This is a genomic window from Ruegeria sp. CDSC085 (assembly GCF_059610465.1).
In genome coordinates this window covers 165,993-184,271 of the sequence record NZ_JBXWNR010000005.1, presented here as the reverse complement: position 1 = coordinate 184,271, position 18,279 = coordinate 165,993, and the positions used below count along the sequence as shown (strand labels likewise).

Annotated in this window: 13 protein-coding genes and 1 tRNA gene; 1 reads left to right on the top strand and 13 read right to left on the bottom strand. The window is 54.5% G+C overall.

Annotated features, from left to right (window positions below):
* Positions 1–169: 169 nt before the first annotated feature.
* The 13 genes from AC2FJB_RS10235 to AC2FJB_RS10175 all read right to left on the bottom strand — a co-directional run bounded on the left by AC2FJB_RS10235 (position 170) and on the right by AC2FJB_RS10175 (position 17,335).
* Positions 170–1,165, bottom strand: coding sequence for a glycosyltransferase family 2 protein (locus AC2FJB_RS10235; protein WP_496718245.1), 996 nt, complete (start codon positions 1,163–1,165; stop codon positions 170–172).
* Positions 1,166–1,398: 233 nt separating this feature from the next.
* Positions 1,399–2,505 (bottom strand): LysM peptidoglycan-binding domain-containing protein, encoded by a 1,107-nt coding sequence (locus AC2FJB_RS10230; RefSeq protein ID WP_496718244.1) that lies wholly within the window; start codon positions 2,503–2,505, stop codon positions 1,399–1,401.
* A 44-nt stretch (positions 2,506–2,549) separates the two neighbouring features.
* Positions 2,550–3,812, bottom strand: coding sequence for a type 2 periplasmic-binding domain-containing protein (locus tag AC2FJB_RS10225; protein ID WP_496718243.1), 1,263 nt, complete (start codon positions 3,810–3,812; stop codon positions 2,550–2,552).
* 22 nt (positions 3,813–3,834) lie between these two features.
* Entirely contained in the window at positions 3,835–4,617 is a 783-nt protein-coding gene (locus AC2FJB_RS10220) for a PP2C family protein-serine/threonine phosphatase (RefSeq protein ID WP_117873250.1), read from the bottom strand.
* A 3-nt stretch (positions 4,618–4,620) separates the two neighbouring features.
* Positions 4,621–5,655: an FHA domain-containing protein gene (locus tag AC2FJB_RS10215; RefSeq protein WP_496718242.1), complete on the bottom strand. Its 1,035-nt coding sequence runs from the start codon at positions 5,653–5,655 to the stop codon at positions 4,621–4,623.
* A gap of 201 nt (positions 5,656–5,856) precedes the next feature.
* The gene (locus tag AC2FJB_RS10210) at positions 5,857–8,043 is read right to left on the bottom strand and encodes a serine/threonine protein kinase (protein ID WP_496718240.1); all 2,187 of its coding nucleotides are present in this window, start codon (positions 8,041–8,043) and stop codon (positions 5,857–5,859) included.
* 341 nt (positions 8,044–8,384) lie between these two features.
* A complete protein-coding gene (locus tag AC2FJB_RS10205; protein ID WP_496718238.1) occupies positions 8,385–9,671 on the bottom strand; it encodes a dynamin family protein in 1,287 nt (428 codons plus the stop codon).
* Positions 9,668–11,710 carry a dynamin family protein gene (locus AC2FJB_RS10200; protein ID WP_496718236.1) on the bottom strand — a complete coding sequence of 681 codons (2,043 nt, stop codon included), beginning with the start codon at positions 11,708–11,710 and terminating at the stop codon, positions 9,668–9,670. The genes AC2FJB_RS10205 and AC2FJB_RS10200 overlap by 4 nt, the downstream gene beginning before the upstream one ends.
* A gap of 68 nt (positions 11,711–11,778) precedes the next feature.
* A complete protein-coding gene (locus AC2FJB_RS10195; RefSeq protein WP_496718235.1) occupies positions 11,779–12,651 on the bottom strand; it encodes a hypothetical protein in 873 nt (290 codons plus the stop codon).
* A 23-nt stretch (positions 12,652–12,674) separates the two neighbouring features.
* Complete coding sequence (locus AC2FJB_RS10190) at positions 12,675–13,046, bottom strand: hypothetical protein (RefSeq protein ID WP_496818254.1); 372 nt, start codon at positions 13,044–13,046, stop codon at positions 12,675–12,677.
* Positions 13,047–13,128: 82 nt separating this feature from the next.
* The gene (locus AC2FJB_RS10185; RefSeq protein WP_496718233.1) at positions 13,129–14,889 is read right to left on the bottom strand and encodes a dynamin family protein; all 1,761 of its coding nucleotides are present in this window, start codon (positions 14,887–14,889) and stop codon (positions 13,129–13,131) included.
* An 8-nt stretch (positions 14,890–14,897) separates the two neighbouring features.
* Entirely contained in the window at positions 14,898–16,910 is a 2,013-nt protein-coding gene (locus tag AC2FJB_RS10180) for a dynamin family protein (protein WP_496670673.1), read from the bottom strand.
* A 2-nt stretch (positions 16,911–16,912) separates the two neighbouring features.
* Positions 16,913–17,335, bottom strand: a complete 423-nt coding sequence (locus AC2FJB_RS10175) for a hypothetical protein (RefSeq protein ID WP_496718231.1) — start codon at positions 17,333–17,335, stop codon at positions 16,913–16,915.
* A gap of 839 nt (positions 17,336–18,174) precedes the next feature.
* On the opposite strand from AC2FJB_RS10175, the gene AC2FJB_RS10170 reads away from it, so the two are divergent.
* Positions 18,175–18,259: transfer RNA gene (locus AC2FJB_RS10170), tRNA-Leu, on the top strand.
* Positions 18,260–18,279: the final 20 nt, after the last annotated feature.

Below are 18,279 nucleotides of genomic sequence, written 5' to 3'. Positions count from 1 at the left end.
TGGTGAGGCCTTCGGGCTATATCACTCACTCAGAAAAATGGCCAGCATTTGGGGTGCTGGCCATTTGCATTTTTGGTTTACTACATTTTTGAGCAATGCCGCTTGTTCGTTCGCTCACGAGCGAACAGGCCGTCCATTTGCCTAGCAGGAAACTGAAGGATGGGTTTTGTTAACCAAACCGACGGGTTTCGGTCTCAACAAGCGATGGTTTGATTTGCTCGGCAGCTGACGCCGCAACACCCTTGTGCCGCAAATACGAAAGACGGCGCGCTTCCCTTCGGGCAAGAGCCAGAGATTCCAAAATCAGAGCGCAGACAATGGACAGCATTGTTGCGACAAAACCGGACACGGCAACGACAACAGATGGAATTCTATCAACAAGCCCCGTTTCCAAAAATTCCCGGAATACGGACACAAACACAAATAGCGAAGGCAAAAACATTACCACGGCCAAAAACAGGAAAAACGCAACGGGCTTTTCATCTTTGATCAACAGTCCGATCATTTTGAGAATCCGCCACCCATCAGAGAAAGTTGCCAGCTTGGAGTTCGAATCTGGCAGGCGTGACGAGTATCTTGTTTGAACCTCACCGATTGGCATGCGCATCTGCATCGCATGAACTGTTAGCTCTGTTTCAATTTCGAAACCGTTTGATACCGCAGGGAAGCTTTTGACAAAGCGTCTGCTGAAAACGCGGTAACCCGAAAGCAGGTCGTTGATTTTGCTGTTGAAGAAGAATTTCACAAGCCAACTGAACAACGCGTTGCCAAATTTGTGGCCGCGCCGATAGGCTTCGGTTTCTTCATTCACCCGGGCGCCATTGACCATATCCAAATTCTGCGAAACGAGCAGGTCAATCAATTCCGGTGCCGCAGCGCTGTCGTAGGTCGCATCCCCGTCAGCCATAACGTAGACATCCGCGTCAACGTCGGCAAACATTCGACGGACCACGTTGCCTTTGCCCTGGTATGTTTCGGAATAGACCAGGGCGCCTGCCTCAAGCGCGACTTTGACGGACTCGTCAGTAGAATTGTTGTCATACACGTAAACGGTAGCGTCCGGCAGGGCTGCACGAAACTGCCGAACGGTTTCGCCAATCGCAACTGCCTCGTTGTAGCAAGGCAAAATCACCGCAATGTCCAAGTCCGCTCTTGTCACGGGCATCAGAGATTTTCTTTGAGTATCGAAGGCGCCCTGTATCATATGCAAATCACGCTCTTTCAGTGGCATCAATTGAATGATGGTCGTGCTTAAGGGTAGAAGGTGCTGCGCATTTGAGGCTGTTATGAAGCAGATAAGAGGCCAAATTTTGTCATCTTGAAAAACCTTCCGTTTTTCGCTGACAAAAAGGGGGCCGATTGATGAACCGGCCCCATAGTTTCAGCTGAACCGAGGGATCAGTTCGAAGCTGCGTTCAGTTTTTCGTTCTGCTCGCGCAGAGAGTCAGAAATAATCGCATACCATTCGCCGGACTCGCGCATTTCGTTCAGACCTTTGTTCATCATTGCAATGTACTCACGCGCGAACGGGTTGGTGCGGTGTGCTAGGAAACTCATCGAAGACAATGTCGAAACATACGGGTTTTCGATAATGTCACCTGACGTAAGGCCCATGTCCTTCATGGTGGACGCGAACAGATCAACTTCAAAAGCGGCGACATCGGCGGTGCCGGTCATAACCGCATCCAGGCATTCACGCGCCGAGTTGGGTTGGACAACTGTTGTGTTCTCACGGTTCAAACCGACTTCTTCCAGAACTACCATGCTCCAACCTGCCATCCGGCAGATGGTGGAACCTTCAAAGTTTTTGAAATCGGTAGCGTTTGCATACTGGCTTTCCGGCAGTGTGAAGAAGCCGCCGACGATATCGTAGACTGGAACGGACGCGACGAACTGAGTGCAGCGCGCCGTCGTCTCAGCAGACCATTCATATGTGCGGTTCGTGCAATCCGGGACCGTCCAAGCGATAGAAACATCAAACGCACCAAGCGGCAACAGGGTATCGAGATGTGAGCTCCAGTCGTCGACGAAGCTGACAGAATAATCGCGACTGTTTCCGGCGCGTTGCAGACTGGTGGTTGCGAGGCGAGTCATAATACCGCCGCCGCTGAGCGTTTCGGTCGTAAATGGTTCCCAACCGTTGCCGGCAACCAACTTGATGGGCGGCGCGTAGACGTTTGAACGCTTGACGCTTGCAGCACGCTTTTCTTCGGCTGCGATCAGTTCCTGCGCACTCTGGCCATTTGGCAGGCTGCCGTCCTCGCAGGGAAGGGCCAGAACAAGACCAGGCTCAAGTGCGTTGGGGTTGGTAATTTCGTTCCGGTTTGCGTTGAAGATCGGCTGATAGTTCGATGTGCCGTAGGCTGCGATTGCAATGGTCGCCATGGTGTCGCCGTCTTGTACGGTATAGTTGGTACAAGCTTCCTGTGCCGCAGCGGCGCCCGCACTCAGAGCGGTAATCGCGGTTGCTGAAAGCGCTACCTTTTTTATTTTCTCGTTAAACATGTCCACTTCCTCCAGACTTTAGTTTGTCAGGCCAGATTGGGGCCTTATCCATTTTCCATTTGATGACGCAGGGCGGTTGACACGATGTCGCGCCATTCGCCCGATTGCTGCATGATTGCCAGACCTTGGTTCAGCGTCTCCAGGATCGCTTCCCCATCAGGATTATCTTTGTGGGTCATGACGTTAAGCGACTTGATGGCCGCAAGGTTTGGGTTTTCGATAATCCGGTGTTGATACCCAAGCCGATCTATTGCCTCGACAGCCAGATGCGCTTCGATGGCTACGATATCAGCGGTGCCTTCCATCAGTGCGTGGAAGCAATCATCCGGTGACGTCGGACGCAAAAGTTTGATGACCGGTTCGTACAGGCTTACCGCGTCCATGTGAGACAAAGACCAACCTTCCGGGCGGCAGATCGTTGCTCCGGCAAAGTCGGCATAAGTCAGTGTCTGTTCATAGCCGGAACCTTCTCGGGCGAAGAATGTATCTACGACCTCGTAGAACGGATTCGAAAAATTGTAGGTTTCGCACCGGTTACGATCATTTTCCGACAGTGCGGCGGCGTCCTCACAATTGGGGCGCGACCAAGGGAAGGTGGCGTCAAATGCGAGTGTTGGCATCAACAGGTCCAGATGGGATGACCAGTCATTCACGAATTGAATCTTGTAGGCCTGCTCAGGAGCGGCCCGAAACATCGCGGTCTCAACCAGATGCGTATAGAGCCCCCGGTTGGGCAGAGATTCATCGGTAAACGGAGCGTAGTTTCCGCCGGTGATCAACAGCAACTGACGATCGCGAATTTCGGGCCGTTCACCCGTTCCAGCGTTCCGGATCAAAGCGGCAGCTTCGGAACGGGCGGCTTCAATCTCTTGCTTGGCCGCAGCCCGTGCTGCAACGACCGCCTCTTCACTCGCTTTCTTTGCTTCGGCTTCCGCCTCGGCGACACGGGCTTCCGCTTCGGCCACGGCTTTCTCGGCGCGTTCTTCTGCGGCCTTTACCAGCTCTGCTGCCATTTCGGCAGCCAGTCGTTCGGCCTCGGTATCAGCCAGCACCGGTGCACGCCCAACGTCTTCCAGACAGGGCAGTTCCAAAACGTCGCCGACACGGATGATATTGGGGTTGGCACCGATAACATTGCGGTTTGCATCGAAAATGATGCGAAAATCCTCGGTCGCATACACTTCGATTGCCAATTCCCTCAAGCTGTCGCCGCGTTGAATTTCATAACTTGAACACGCTTCCTGCGCCGATGCTGCGCCTGTGGCGGCCGCAAGGGCAAGGCTTGATATGATTAAGTGCTGTCTCATGGGTCCTGTTGCTTTGCCTTTTTTAGGTTCTTGTGAGTTTCGCGACTGCGATGGAAAGATTGTCCTGATCCGGGTCGCCCTTGGCCTGCACAGCTTTCAGCAATGCTTCGGCTATGTCTTGCGCCAGGCCCTGCTGATGATCCCGCAGAATGGTTTGAATTTCGGCGTCGCTGATGTACTGCAGCCCGTCACTTGCGAGGACCAGGACATCAGCAGGTGACACGATCAATGGATCTTCCGGGCAATCCACTTTTGGAATGGCCCCGCCCATGACCACGGAGGTCAATTGATTGCGGTCCATTTCTTGGGCTTCTGCTTCTGTGATCTCGCCCGAAGCGACTTTCCAAGCGATCACGGGTGCCATCGAATGATCTTCGTTAACCTGCTTCAACGCTCCATCGCGAAACAGGTAAAGAGGGCTGTCGCCGATCGAAATCCAGAACACACGCCGCCCCAGAAACAGGACGCCCAACATGGTCGATCCCATGTTGAACCCCTTGCCCTGAGCTTCGTTATGGTTGGCGATCGCGGCATTGGCTTGCATGGCGGCCAAAGGAAGCGCATCTATCGCCGATCCTTCGTTCAGGGTTTCTGCCTCAAGTTCAGCGTCCAGAGCGTCGCGCCAGGCGGCGACTACCATTTCCGAGGCTACTTCACCCGCCTCATGGCCACCCATGCCATCCGCAATTACAACATACCCCGCGTCCGACGCGTCGAACATACGGGCCGCAATCGCGTCTTCCTGCGTTTCCCGCTGACCCTGATTCAGGATCAGCGCAACATCATATGCCGGAGTTGCCAGCATCAATCAGGAATCCCGCCAATCAAAACCGTCGTCACAGAAGGCCGTGAACCGGATGGAGGTTTCGCTGATGCGGATCAGGTCTCCACTGGACAGCGCCACGGTGCTGAGAACGGGTTTGCCATTCAGGCGCACAAGATTGGCCTTGCCGCCATGGCCCAGATAGCACTTTCGATCTTCCGGGTCATAGGCGATAACCGCATGGTTCGAGCGCGAGATGCCTGTATCACCGAAGTCCAACTGGATGGCCTGGTCATCGTTGCGACCGATTTGCATGAGGCCTTCGGTCAGCGTGATGCTTGAACCCCGTCCCGGACCTGATGTTACAACCAGCCAACCCACAGGAAATGTCTCTTGTACCGCTTCTGCTTTTGCTACGGGTTCGGAGGTTTCGATCAGGTCCTGTACATGAGTATCGGCGCGCTCAAAGCCCAGAAATGTCGTCTTGACCCGTGAACGACGGTCCTCAACCGGGGCTGGTTCAACTTGCTCAATCACCGGCTCAACGGTCACTTCGACCTGCTTCGCTTCCGCAACCGGAGCTTCCGCGACCTCAACTTCGACCACTTCCGGCTCGGTGGGTTCGGACACGACCTGCGCTGTCGGTTCCTCTGGTGATGTCTCTGCGGTTGCTTCCGACACATGCAAGGTGACAACCTGCTCGACCCCAACCGGTTCATCGACAGGCTCTTCTGTCAGAACGTTTGTTGGAGCGTCCTCCTCCTCCGGAGCGTGGTCCTCTTCCGAGCTGTCCTCGGCGAAGATCGATTCCTCGGGTTCTGCCACTGCTTCCGCCTCGGCCTCGTTGAACTCGGGCATTTTTTCTTCGGGGATCAGCTCATCCGTTTCCTCATAGGATTCAGATGTCATGTTCCCACCCGCCAATGCGGCGCGCAGTGCGTTGAAATCCGCAATGGGTTCCTGCTTTTCTTCTTCGCTTGCAGGGCCGTCTACGGCGGTCGTGTTCTCGGTCACGTCTTCTTCTTTGGATTTGCCGGCACCTTCGAGAAGCCGGCTCAGAGGGCTTTTGTATTTGAACATGGTGTCGACACCTTCAAGTTTTTGACGCAGATATGCCGCGTCGTAAGCTGCTACTTTTCCCTGCACGTCAGCGCAGGGCCACTCAATGGATACCCTTGGGAACTGATACATTCTGCGGCGGTCCGGTTCCCGCCAGGGTGGCAAACCTGGATGCCGCCCTCAGCAAACACACACTGGCAGATCACTTGCGAACCGGTCAGATTACTCCTGTGCAAGCTGCATGACGGCGGCCGTCTCGGCCCCATTGCGCAGCACGGTCAGATTTGCATCTGTCTGCTCGTTCGAAATGAGAGCCGCCAGCATCTCATCAAGGCTTTCTGTGCCGTCAAACGTGGTGCCTGATTGGCCTTCATTCAGAAGGATATCGTCTTTCTGCAGGTTTCCTGCCACATCAGCCGGAACCGCTTTCACCCTTGTTTGCCATCCACCGTTGCCATCAGCGCTAACGGTAAAGCTGTAGCCATTTTCCAACCCAACTGACCGCATGGCGGGAAGGGCCAACAAACCATTTTGTGCACGGGTTTGGCCCAGTGGGCGATAGCGGGCAGCAACCCTTGTGTACCCATCGACATCTACGTTCAGGTTGTCTAGAACCTGGGCGGCAAAAGGAACGTCCTGACGAACCGGTTTGCCATTCAGGGTATAGATGACAGCACCACGTTGCACCCAGTCGCCGATCACGCTCATGTCTTGGTTGTCGTCCACCCCGGTAACCGCAATGGTGGCACCGGTCGAGCCGCGGCGGCGTGATGTCTGGAATGGGATATCGACATCCCAATGCGCGAACGATACCTGCTGATCCGCCGGAACACCGACGCTGGCGACAGCGCCAGTTGCGGGCGCTTCAATCTCGGGTTCTGCTGCAACATCCGATGCTTCTTCCGACTGCAATTGTACTTCAGAAGGTTCAGTGTCTGCGGAGGCTGTTTCTGTGACAGCTGGCTCCGCAGGTACTGTTTGTGCCTGCTCGACAGGCTCTTCCGGCTTGGTCTCGGTTGCGTCAACCACTTCGGGCTCGGGCTCGGGCGCTTCTGTGGATGAGGGTTCAATCACAGGCACCTCTGTCCCAGCGGATTGTACTTCCGCTGCGGGCTGCTCGAGGGATGTTTCTGCCTGTTTTTCTGTTGTGTCGCCCGACATCACAAAGAAACCACCAGCGGCCAGAGCAACTGCAACAACGGCCGCACCTGCGATCAGCTTGCTGCTGCCGCCAGACCCACTCTGGACGACGGTATCTACAGCGACGGGAGTTTCTTCTTTCGCCGTGATTTTGGCCAGGTCGTCATTTTTTTTGTCCTCATTGCCAAGAACAATGTCCGAGTTTCCGGCCAGCAAGGCTGTTACAACCGCTTCCGCGTTTTCGCTTTCGGCTTTGATACGGGCCTTTTCTTCCTCTTTGTCTTTCCGATCCATGCCAACAATCACGGACACGGGGCGATAGGCGAATGTATCAAACATGACACCAGGACCGCGGAACATGCGCAACCAATCCAATGCGGATTGCAGGCGATCCGTGGCGTGTACTTCCATCGCCTTGTCGATCGCTTCAAGGAACCCTTCTGGATATCCTTCGAAACGACCGGCCAGCGGTGTATAAGGGTCATCCTGGCCGTTGTTGAATGCATTCAAACGGTTTTGGCCGTCGATGGGGCGTTCACCGCTGATCGCGTGATAGAGCGTAGCGGCCAAAACATAGAGGTCGCTGCTGGGTCCTTGTTCGGCGCCCCGGACATAGAATTCGTGCGGAGAGTATCCATCCTTGATGACGCGCAGGGTCAACAATGCTGCCGATTTGTTCGCTGCTTGCTCTCGTGCGGCTCCAAAATCGATCAGGACGGGGTCTCCGTTTTCATCAATCAGAATGTTGTCTGGCGATATGTCCCGATGCAACATGCCGCTCTGGTGAATGAAAGATACCGCGGATAGCATTTTTTCAGCGACCTGAACGATGAAGTCAGGGCCGCCGTCGTTTTCCGGGTTTTCCACATAATCCAGCAGGTCACACCCACGGATGAGGTCCATTGCGATATATGCGGTGTCATTGTCTTCGAACACCTGATGCACATCTACGATATTGGGATGTACCAGACGCGCATGATTGCGCGCTTCTTGAATAAAGAGGTCAATGATCGAGCGCAGGTCGTCCTTGAAGGACGGGTCATTTGGTTCGACCAGATCACCGTTGCGGCGGCACAGCGCTCCGGGGAAGCACTCTTTGATCACAACGTCGCGCTCTAGGCTGTCGCGCGCGAGATAGGTGATACCAAATCCACCGTTGCTGAGATAGCGGAGGATTTCATATTGCCCGCGCAACAGCTTTGCCCCTGGCTGCAATCCCTCAATTTTTGGTTCGTCGTGCGTCGCACCGACAGCCTGGTTGTGGCTCATTTCAATCCGCCCGTTCTATTCATTTTGCGGCTTAGAAAAACCGGGCCGACAGCCCACGAACTCACAACCAAAAACAACCGCAGGACACTTGAGAACGGTTAGACGTTTCAAATTTGACTTTATTGGGGCCGCCTGATGGCTTCACTATGGATCGTTTTCCGTAAGATGGCAGATATTGTCCACCTATGGGTTGAGTCCACTACATATAGATTTTCGATATGGGTTGATTGAAAACTGAAACCCCAAATCAAGCGTGTTGGTCCACGAATTCGAAACAATAAAGGGCCGATTCCTCGGCCCTTCGAATCGCTGCATTGCAGCTCAATCTTGGCGGGAAAGCGTCAGGTACCGGTCTTTGGTTGTGCCACCGCAACCGTGCTGCCAGCCCAAGCAAGGTTGTCGCCCAACTGCGTCAGAATGCTGATTGCGTCCTTCAACGGCGCGTCCCCGCTTTCGAATTGCAGCAGCAAAAGCAAGTCTGTCGCTTTCTCAAATTCTGCAGGAATCCAATCAGCCTCGGGATCAATCTCGCCACCTTGTTCCAGCCGTTCCGCAAAGTCTTCGACGATCTCCTGACAGCTGTGCAAGAACGCTGCCGGTTCGATGTCGGATGATTCACGCAAATCTTCATAGATGCTCGCTATTGCGGCCAGCCAGTCCTCGAGAATGGGATTGTTCAGCGGGGGCAGGGCAGAACCCAGCGTTGACTGCATTGACGCAGTGTCATTCGAAGCAACCTCTGGCTCCGGTCCCTGTAGCGCCTCAAGATAGGGCAGGAATTCCTGCTGCATATCCTTTCGTGCAGCCTCGAGATCACTGCGGCGCCGGTTGGACGCCGCTTCCAGGACGTGTTCCGCAAGGTTCTGTCCGCCGCAGGTTTCCCAAAGCGCAAAGTCAGGTTCGGGCTCCTGAGCCATGGCACGCACCGCCACCGGCGTACCAATAGGCACAACAGCGCGGAACATTCCTTCTTTTTCCTTGTTCAGACGTGCAAGGACGCGGTCCAAAGCACCCTGCACCGGTGGGAGATCCGCATGTGTAACGGCCAGCAGGCTGTTGGCCCGCAGTTCGGGCGGCACCTGAGACCACAAGTGGCGCTCGGTCTCGCGCCAGGCATTGGTTCCATTTGTGCACCAGATGGCACAATCGACGAATTTCAGCAGATCCAAAGTCGGCTTATATCTATCATCAAGAGCTCCCGACCCGGGAAGATCAAACAGCGAGATCTCCTTCAGAGCCGGTGTATTGATGCCAACCGATATGAAATCAGGCTCTTCCTGGGCCGCTTTTTCCAGCGCGATGCCTGAATAGGTCTTTGGTTCTTTGTCCCACCAACCGACAGTCGTTTCGGGTGTTTCCGCGTATGCGACGATCACGAGCGGCAATTTCAGATGCTGCGGGCCGGTTGGAAGAATATCCGCACCAGCCAGCATGTTCGCCAAACTTGACTTGCCTGCACCAAATTCCCCGGCGAACCCGATATTGACCGCGTTTGACAGACGTTCGGCATGAGCCAGAGCCCGCGCGCGCATGTCCTCCAACGCCGCGTCAGGCGTCAGGTTTTCAGTTGCGGTCAGGAAGCGCTCCAGTTGGCGTACTTCCTTTTCAGTTCCGGGAAACTCAATCATTCCGCAGCCTCTGCTTGTCTTTCATCCGCATTGGTCGTTCCAAAGACCGTTTCCAGCTCAACTGTAATACGGCGAGCCCGGTCGAAAGTGCTTTGCGCTTCGGCCTGGGCGTTCAGTTCGCCCGAGCTGGATCTGTGCTCAAGATGACCAGCCAGAAGAGCCATATAATGATCAAGCACAGTGCTCAGTCTTTCCAACAGATTGTCGCGCGTGGTGTCGATCAGGTCATCCCCAATCAACTCGAACTCCTGCACGATCATTCGTTCGGCGCGCGCCACAACGCTATTTCGCGAGATCAGACGCGAAAGCCAGTTTACACGCAACTCAACCGTAATGCCACGGGTCAGAGCGGTGGTGTCCGGGCGGAACCAGCGCACGGCGCTGGTGTTCATGCGATTGTCGACTTGCTCTTGCCACCCTGGCAAAGCCCGCAAGGCGGCATTGCATTGCATGTCGATCGCATACAGGTCGCTGAGCATTCGCTGCCGCACGACTTGCGAGGCCCCCTGCACCAGTTCACGCATACGTTCGCGCAGCGGGGTGAAGTTAAGCTCGGTTTCTCCACCTTTTGCCAGCAGAGGCGACTGGCCGTCCGGGCCGCGCACGACGACAGACACGGATTCAGCAACCGTGTCATCCATGACACCGCGCAGATTTGACAGGACATCGTCCATATCACGCGTGATCTCTTGAGTCTTGTCGGCAAGCAGTTTGCGCAATTCGCCAAGAGTCTTGTCGCTTTCATCGGCATTGCGGGCGTCAATGCCGCCTTCCTCTTGCAGAGCGCGCAAATGAACCTGGGATCGCTCAAGTTCCCCTCGCGCGAAGCTGTCGAGATGTTGCCAGGCCATCCGTAACTGTTCGTTGATTGGTCCGTCCGTCAAAGCTTGAGTGACATGGCGGCGCAGATCGGGCAGGCCAGACGCGATCATTGCGGCGAAACGCAGGACGGCTTCGCGGCTGATCGGTCCCGGGCCTTGTTTGATCTCGGCCACACCGTTCAGGTATTGCTGCATCTGTTCCGGGTGGGCGCGCAGCCATGCCAGAACATGATCGTGGTTCACCCCTGTTTCATCACCGGTAAGAGCATAGTGCGCCCATTGTGCGCTGCCCATCAAAACATCGATGTTCGAGTTGCCGAGCGCCTTTTCGAGCCCGTCCAGAACGTCCAGACGAACTTTGGTTGCGTCTTCTGCTCCCCCGCCCAATTCGTCCACACGGTTGATGAACACGACGATCTGTCCAAGTTCCAACGCTTGCATCAACCGGAACAGTTTCAGATCTGCGCGCGACAATGCCTGATGCGCGGACAGGACCACCACAAAGAAATCGGATTCCTTCAGATACTGTCGTGAAATCTCTTCGCGGATTAGCAGAGGATCATTCACGCCGGGCGTGTCAGTAACCGTCAGTGGAAACGGGAAGTGGCCCAAGTCAAAATAGACTTCGGCCTTGCGGGTGATGTCGCTGTAAAGCCCACGATCACTGCCTGGATCCAAAGTCCCATCCTCAGACGGATCATCCCCGGCACAGACATATCTGGCCAGGTCATCTGATGTCAGTTCGTCCAGATCGTGCTGTTGGCCCAACAGCTGTTCATAGCTGTCGCCCAGACGCCGCTGCGCCCGGACTTTCATGGCCTCGACCTGTTCTTCGATCATCTCGCGCTTGTAGCTGTCCTCGTCATCGGGAAACATGTTGCGCAGTTCTTCACCCTCGGCGATCAAAGACTGCCATTGGTAATTGTCGAAGAAATGGAATTCGGCACCTTGCGTTCTGCTGGAAGGGTGCCCGAAGTGCATATCGGTAATAACAGTTGTCCACGGGTTAACATCCGAAGGCAAATACTCTGCCTGACCGGTAAAGCCGTTGATCAGACGCGACTTACCAGCCTTGATTTGCCCGACAAAGGCAATTGACGGTTTCAGATTGCTAAGATCACCAATGATGCGGGAAATGAACTGGCGCGTTTCATCATTGCTGATCCCCTTCATTTCTTCTGCTATGCGAATAAGTTCGCGGCGATGTGTTTCACTCATTACTCATTACCCTGGCTACAATAAAAAACAGATAGAAGTAGTCGAAAATTTGAATCCAATGGAGGCAATCATTTCTCTGCCTCCTGCAAAGAGGTCCACAGATTGACAACCGACCCCAGTTTGCGGGCTTCGTGGATGGCGACCGCGATCTGACCACGGTCACTCAGAACGGCCAGACCGGCCCCTTTTCCGCCCGTTGGCCTCATGACAATCAGCTGCGGGTCTTCAATCTCTTGCTGTGAATCACCATCCCAGCCGGCAAGATCAGCAACAAAACGGGCCAGCGTGTCCTGGTCGGGATACATCGGCTCGGATGGCTTGCACGCACCTTCCAAAAGGGGTGCGGTGTCTTCCGCACTGTCTACAAAAACACGACCTGACGCGAAGCGGCTCGATGCATCAAAAAAACGATGGGCAAGTGTTGTTGCTGCATCAGGTGTTTCCTCGGCAGGCGGACAGTCATCAACAGGTTTCTCAACATTTGGGACGACAGAAACAATCGATTCGGACGGAAGCTCAATGGCGGCGCAGGCGTTCTCGATTTCGCTGAAGGTGATACCTACCTCATCCACTTCAAGCGCTGTGTCCGGTTTGCCCGACATCAACTCAAGCGGAGCAGGCGATATGGAGATGTCGGATACCAATCCAGCCAGTTTCTCGATCAGTTCGGCGCGCGGCTCTGTTTCAAAGTCCGGAATCTGACCTGCGCGTACCTTGAAAACATCCGTGATCCGGGAGCTGTTCACCTCAATTGCCAGACAATCCCCGTTTGCGGCGTTGAATTCCAACCGGCGCGGTAAAACCGTGCCACGGATTGCCCGCAATATCGCGGATCGGCGAGCAGTTGCAGTTTCCCCTGCAATCATCACAGCCGGAGACAGCCGTGCGACCGAGGTCCGCCCGATATCTTCAAGCAGGTCGAGAATGTCCGTGTCCATCATGCCGTGACCCCCTCTGGTCCCGTTCAAACCGCAGCCGCGACCGGCCCCAGACTGAGATGTGATTTAGTTAGCGCCAGCCCGACATTCGCGCTGTTGCGACAGATATAGCAAACCACATGATCAGGATATTCCTTGGTCCGCAAAAAAATGTTCAGCCTGTCTTTAGAAAAAACTGCGATTTCCCCAAAACCAGTGTTTTCTTCGTCTGCACTGCCCGCCTGACGCAAGAGTGCTTCAAACGCAGCAACCCCGCGCCCCTGAAAAAGACTGGCTACTGCCACCGCCAAAGTATCCAGTGAATCTTCGCAGTCAGGATCAGAAACAGAGCTGCCCAAAAGCATCCCTGTTTCCATGTCGATATACCCGGCTGCAATACAGTCGGGTATCGTTTCCATGGCGGAGTTCAGTGCAGTTCGAATAGACATTTAAGCCATTGTTTTCATTTGTTAGTTTTTCACTATCTCGATTCGTTATCCCTTACAATACATGCCATTCCGCGCTGCTGTTTTCCTTGGCTTTCGGAATGGATTGAAGTGCCTCCTTGGTCTGCTTTTCGTTGTGTTCAATGGCGATCTGATCAAATTCGGCCAGAAATGCATTGAATACGTTCTTCAGTCCCTCCGCGTCCTGCGGCAGGTCTTCATTCCGCGAAATTTCCTGCCACATGGTTGACGCGCTGAGCGGCGATCCAACCGCAATTTCAGGCAGCTCACTCAGCGCGGCAACGCTTCCGTCAACTGCATCGACCTGTTCGGTGGTGGCAGCTTCAATCAAACTGTTGGTTTCAGGTTCCGGCTCATAGTCGTCGGCATTGTTGCCAGTTTGAGCGGCCATCAGTGCTGTAATCGAGGAAACAGAGACTTCGATGCTACGATCTTCAGCCAAATCGTTTTGCTCGGGTTCTTCTTCTGCTACGTCTCGCTCGATCGGATCTTTTTGCATCGACGTGCTCAGCGAGGCGAGCACGTCATCCGAATTGTCAACAGCCACAAGAGGTGCTGGGCTGATTTCAACCTCGTCCAAGTCACTCGGGGCGTCATCAAATTCGTCGTCCAGATCAGCTTTGAGTGACAAATCAAATTCGTCTTCGTCGTCCTGCAGGCCCGCGACATTCGCCAATTCAAGAGGGTCGTTCGAAGTATCTTTAAAGAAGGAACGCAGTTCATCACTTGTATCGGGTTCAACTGGCAGCGGTACTGGCTCTGACGCCATTTCTGCTCGCAGCCGTTCTGCCTCTTCCGCATCGATCCGAACCCGCTCGGCCTCATCAGCGCGCCGCTCGACCCGGGCAGGTCGAACCGGGAAACTGGTTACAACTGCGGCGCCTTCAGTGTTTGGCGCCCCGTCGACCTCCATCGGGTTCACCAACCTTAATGGTGCGACTTCGTCTTGGTCTTTTTGCACTTTCGGTTCGCTTGACGAGCGGGCAGGGCGCAAGGGCTTAACTTTGGATGCGTCCGTTTGGCTTTTGTCGATCTGGTACCGAGCCAGTTGGTCGGCACGTTTGTCCATAATCTGTTCCGTGATCTCTAGGAAACTGTCGATCATCTTGCCGCCGCCGCTGCGTGACCACATTTCGGCATCGCCTGTCTTGTCCCGGGCAGTGATTGCGTCCCGAGCAGAGAACAGGATGGACCGGTTGAACAGGTGCCCCGCTTCGCGGTTTACGCGGCGCAGTACTTTTTGACGGTCTTTGAGGCTCAAGGCATCTGCCCGCGTCACCAGAAGCAAAGAATTGTGCTGTAACCGCTCGGGCAAGGAAACCCATGTCGCGCGTTCGGTTTCGCGCCAGGCTTGCGTCGCGTGGGTGCACCACAAGACGCCGTTTGCCTGACCCACAGCACGTTGCCATACATCTGTCGAGATCTTGGGGTCGGAAATGCCGGGGGTGTCGATCAGGTCGACGGCTTCCAGTATATCGGCCTCAAGGAAGATACGGATGAACTGTGCGTCATTGACACCAACGGTTTCAAGCTGATCAAGCTCGATCAGTTCAATACTGCCGTCATGGCGTTTGATATAGGGCGCTTGATTGCCCCAGCTAAACCAGACCGGTGGCAACTGGGTTGCCGTCACCTGCGTCGGCAAGGTCTGCGTTCGCAGCAAAAAGTTCATCAACGTAGATTTGCCAGCACTGAATTCGCCCATCAAGGCGAATACCGGTTTGCGGCGGGACCACTGCTCGATGCGTTCCCATGCCCTCGGAGAAACAAAGCGTGTTTGTGTATCTTTTGCCATTTTTCTACTTATGCCGCTTCGTTGCTAAGATCTTTCAGAATGTCGCCCAGAATCTCGTCCTTGGATTTCTGAGGCTGCAAGCCCGCCATCGCCGCCGCAGTCTGACCTGGGTTCTTTTCGGCTGAAGACGAGATGCTCAGCAGGGTTTCCTTCTGCTCACGCAGGAAATCTGACAGGATCGCACGGACGTTTTCGAGCACTGCCGCAATCTGGTTTTCCTCGATATCCTTGGTGATAGAATTCGCCTCGGACGCGATCAGCCGTGTGTAATCCGCCGCGTAGGCTTCAAACCCCTTTCGGCGCTGCCACCAACGTCGCCACCAGGTACTTTGCAAGTCCAGTGCGATTGTCCGGCCGATGCCAAGAGGTGGCGGAACACGGGGGACAATGGGCGCTTCAATGCTGAATTCGCCCAGATGGTTGCCAAGTATCTTATGATAAAGCGCTTCGACATCTGCAGCGGCGGTTGCGTACAACGCCCCGGCATCCTTGCGCATGGCGCGGGCGAAACTGAAATAGGCAGCCTTTTGCAATGTCCTTAATCCCGCGGGATCATATTGCCACGTGCCTTGTTCGCCATTTTTTTCAAGATGCGCGATCAATGAGTCTGTTGCGCGCTTGACGAAATTGGCCTCGGCTGAATTCAGGCGCTCCAGTACTTTGTCGCGCAACGCATTTGTCAGCTCGGCCGCTTTCTTTTCGTATTCGGCAGACACCGTATTGATCGCATCTTCAGGCGAAATACCGTCAAGATCCCGCGCAACGCCTTCACCTTCGGACAGGTTCTTGGCGACCGCAGTCGCGCGGATCTGACTGGCAATGTTACGGGCCCGATGGCGAACGCGGTCCATCAGGCGCGCTCCGGCACCGTCCGCAATACGCTCGTTCATGGCCAGCAATAGATCGGGCAAGCCGGAAAGCGCCCAAATTTTATCGAGCGAGGCCGCCTGATCACCGAATCCAGCGGCCAGGTAGAATGTATTCAAAGCCTGGCGCGATTCTTCAGTCAGAATATCCGGGTTCCCGGTCAGTGCGGCTTCGGCCCACAGCGCACTGCCAAAAACGACGCTGGTATTAGTGTCGATATTGTTCTGTTTGAGCGTGTCCTGAATGCGGTCACGGATCTCTGGGACCTGATTTACAGGATCGGAAAGCTCATCGATCCTGTTGACGAACAGGATGATCTGCCGGTTCTCGAACTGCGCAATAATGCGCATCAGAGCCATGTCCATGGTCGTCAGGGCCTGGCTTGCTGCCAACACCACAACACAGACTTCGGATCCCCGCAGGCTGCGCAGCGTGATTTGCTCACGCACCATGAACGTATCGTTCACACCGGGTGTGTCGCACAGTTTCAGCGCAATGGGGTATTGCGGGATGTCCATATACAGCTCGGCTGATTTGGTAACATCAGCAAACCGGCCCGTTTTCGGATCAATATCGGGATCGTCTTCATCGCCCAGACACACATAGCGTTGAATCAATTCTTCGTCGAAATGGTCATACTGATGGCTTTGACCCAGGATCAGGTCAAAGTGTTTACCAAGACGCTCCTCTGACTTGGCCTTCATCTCAGCGATCTGATGGCGAATGTCTTCCATCTCATCATCTGCGCCGGCACGATTGGCCAATTCACCAAGACGACCGCCGCCGACCATCAGGTTGTCCCATTCTTCCTGCTCAAAAAATGTGAACTTGGCCTTTGTATCACCCGGCGGGCGTGTGTTGATGTTCAGGGTCGTAACCACCGAGGTCCACGGGTTGACGTCTGACGGCAGCAGGGCAGGGCGCCCGGCAAGAATATTGACGATCGAGGATTTTCCGGCCTTGACCTGGCCCACCATCGTGATGCTGGCGGTAAAATTCTCCATCCGGGTCTTGAGCGTAGCCAGCCGTGCCGAAGAGCGCGCATCAGCCACCTCTGTAAGTTGATCTATCTGAGCTGTCAGTGAAGCCATGGTTTCCGTCATCGGTGCCAGTGCTTCGTTGCCGACAGACAAAAGGTGATCGTTGCGCGCCATGCTTAACCTCCGGTTCCCGTTGCAGCAATTTGGGGCACATTCGAACCAGAGCCCGCCGGAATGCTTGTCAGAGTGTCGATGCGCGCGATCAGGTCCAATGCATTGCCCAGAATTTCGGCTTCGGCCCGAGGTGAAATAGTCTCGTACGATTTGGAATCGGCCAGTACTTCAATCGAGCTGAAGCTGTCTCCATTCTCGAGGCACGCAACGCGGCGCCCGGTCGGGAAACCTTCGGATTTTGCGGCGGGCAGCGGCATGCGTGCATTCGCCAGCAGATAGTGTTCACCGGAATGAGTGCGAAGCGAAATACCAAAGCCTGTATTCGGATGGTCGCGATTCAGAGTCTTGAGCTCACCAAGGAAGCTCTCACGAGCAAAGAAGACAGCTTCTTGCTCGGCGGCAGCGGATGGATTCAGATCGGTCACAGCAGAAAGCCTTGTATTGGAGTTGAGCAAAAAACTCGTACCGGCGCCAAAGTGGCAAAAAGACTCATTAACTCCTGAGTACAACAAGTACCTTCAAGGCGGTGTTATTTTGGCGCGAATAAGATTTTTTAGCGGTTGAATTGTGGCGGCAATGTGGTGGTCCGCTCATAACAATGTCTCAACCGATGCGGGTATAATAGGGCGACAACCTTGGATAGTGAAGCGATTGGCAAGGTTGCATATAGTGATAGTCGTGGGAGCCAAAAGAGTTAAAGGGGGGTGCCTTTTCAAGAGCATTCGAATGACTTGGAGGCTGATGGCCAGTTGGATTCAGACTTTTGAATAAAATCAGGTATTTATGCTTTGAACTTTGTGGGATGTTCAGGTTCTGAGGAGAAAAAGCAAATGTCCAAGTGAAACCAGCGATACAAGGTGCGATGGTTTTCTGGATCAAACTGCAACAATTCTTGACCTTTGCGTCTCGGTTCTCCACGCAAGCTTTTTGGCGTAAAGCCTGGCCGGAAAGATTGGTGTTTATTCAACGTTAGCGCGTTTCCAAACAGTTCGATCGTGCAAGGCTACAACCTGTGAGCCAAACGCCAAGAAGCAACGTCATATTGGGGGTTTCAAACCGGCAATAAGTTTTTTTCTGTTTTCAGACGCCGCTCGTTTCGCTGCCACTGCGCTGGTTGTCATGACAACAAGGTCGAAAGTGGGTTGCGGTGCTCGGCCATATTGCTTGGCAGGTCACAAACTTTGTTTTCCTCGAATTTTACCTCTCGCACTCCTAAGCAAGCTTTGTTATTGAGCGCTTCATTCCAGCGCTAGTGCGCTCGGTTGCGGGTGTGGCGAAATTGGTAGACGCACCAGATTTAGGTTCTGGCGCCGCAAGGCGTGGGGGTTCAAGTCCCTCCACCCGCACCATCATAATTTACCATAATCAT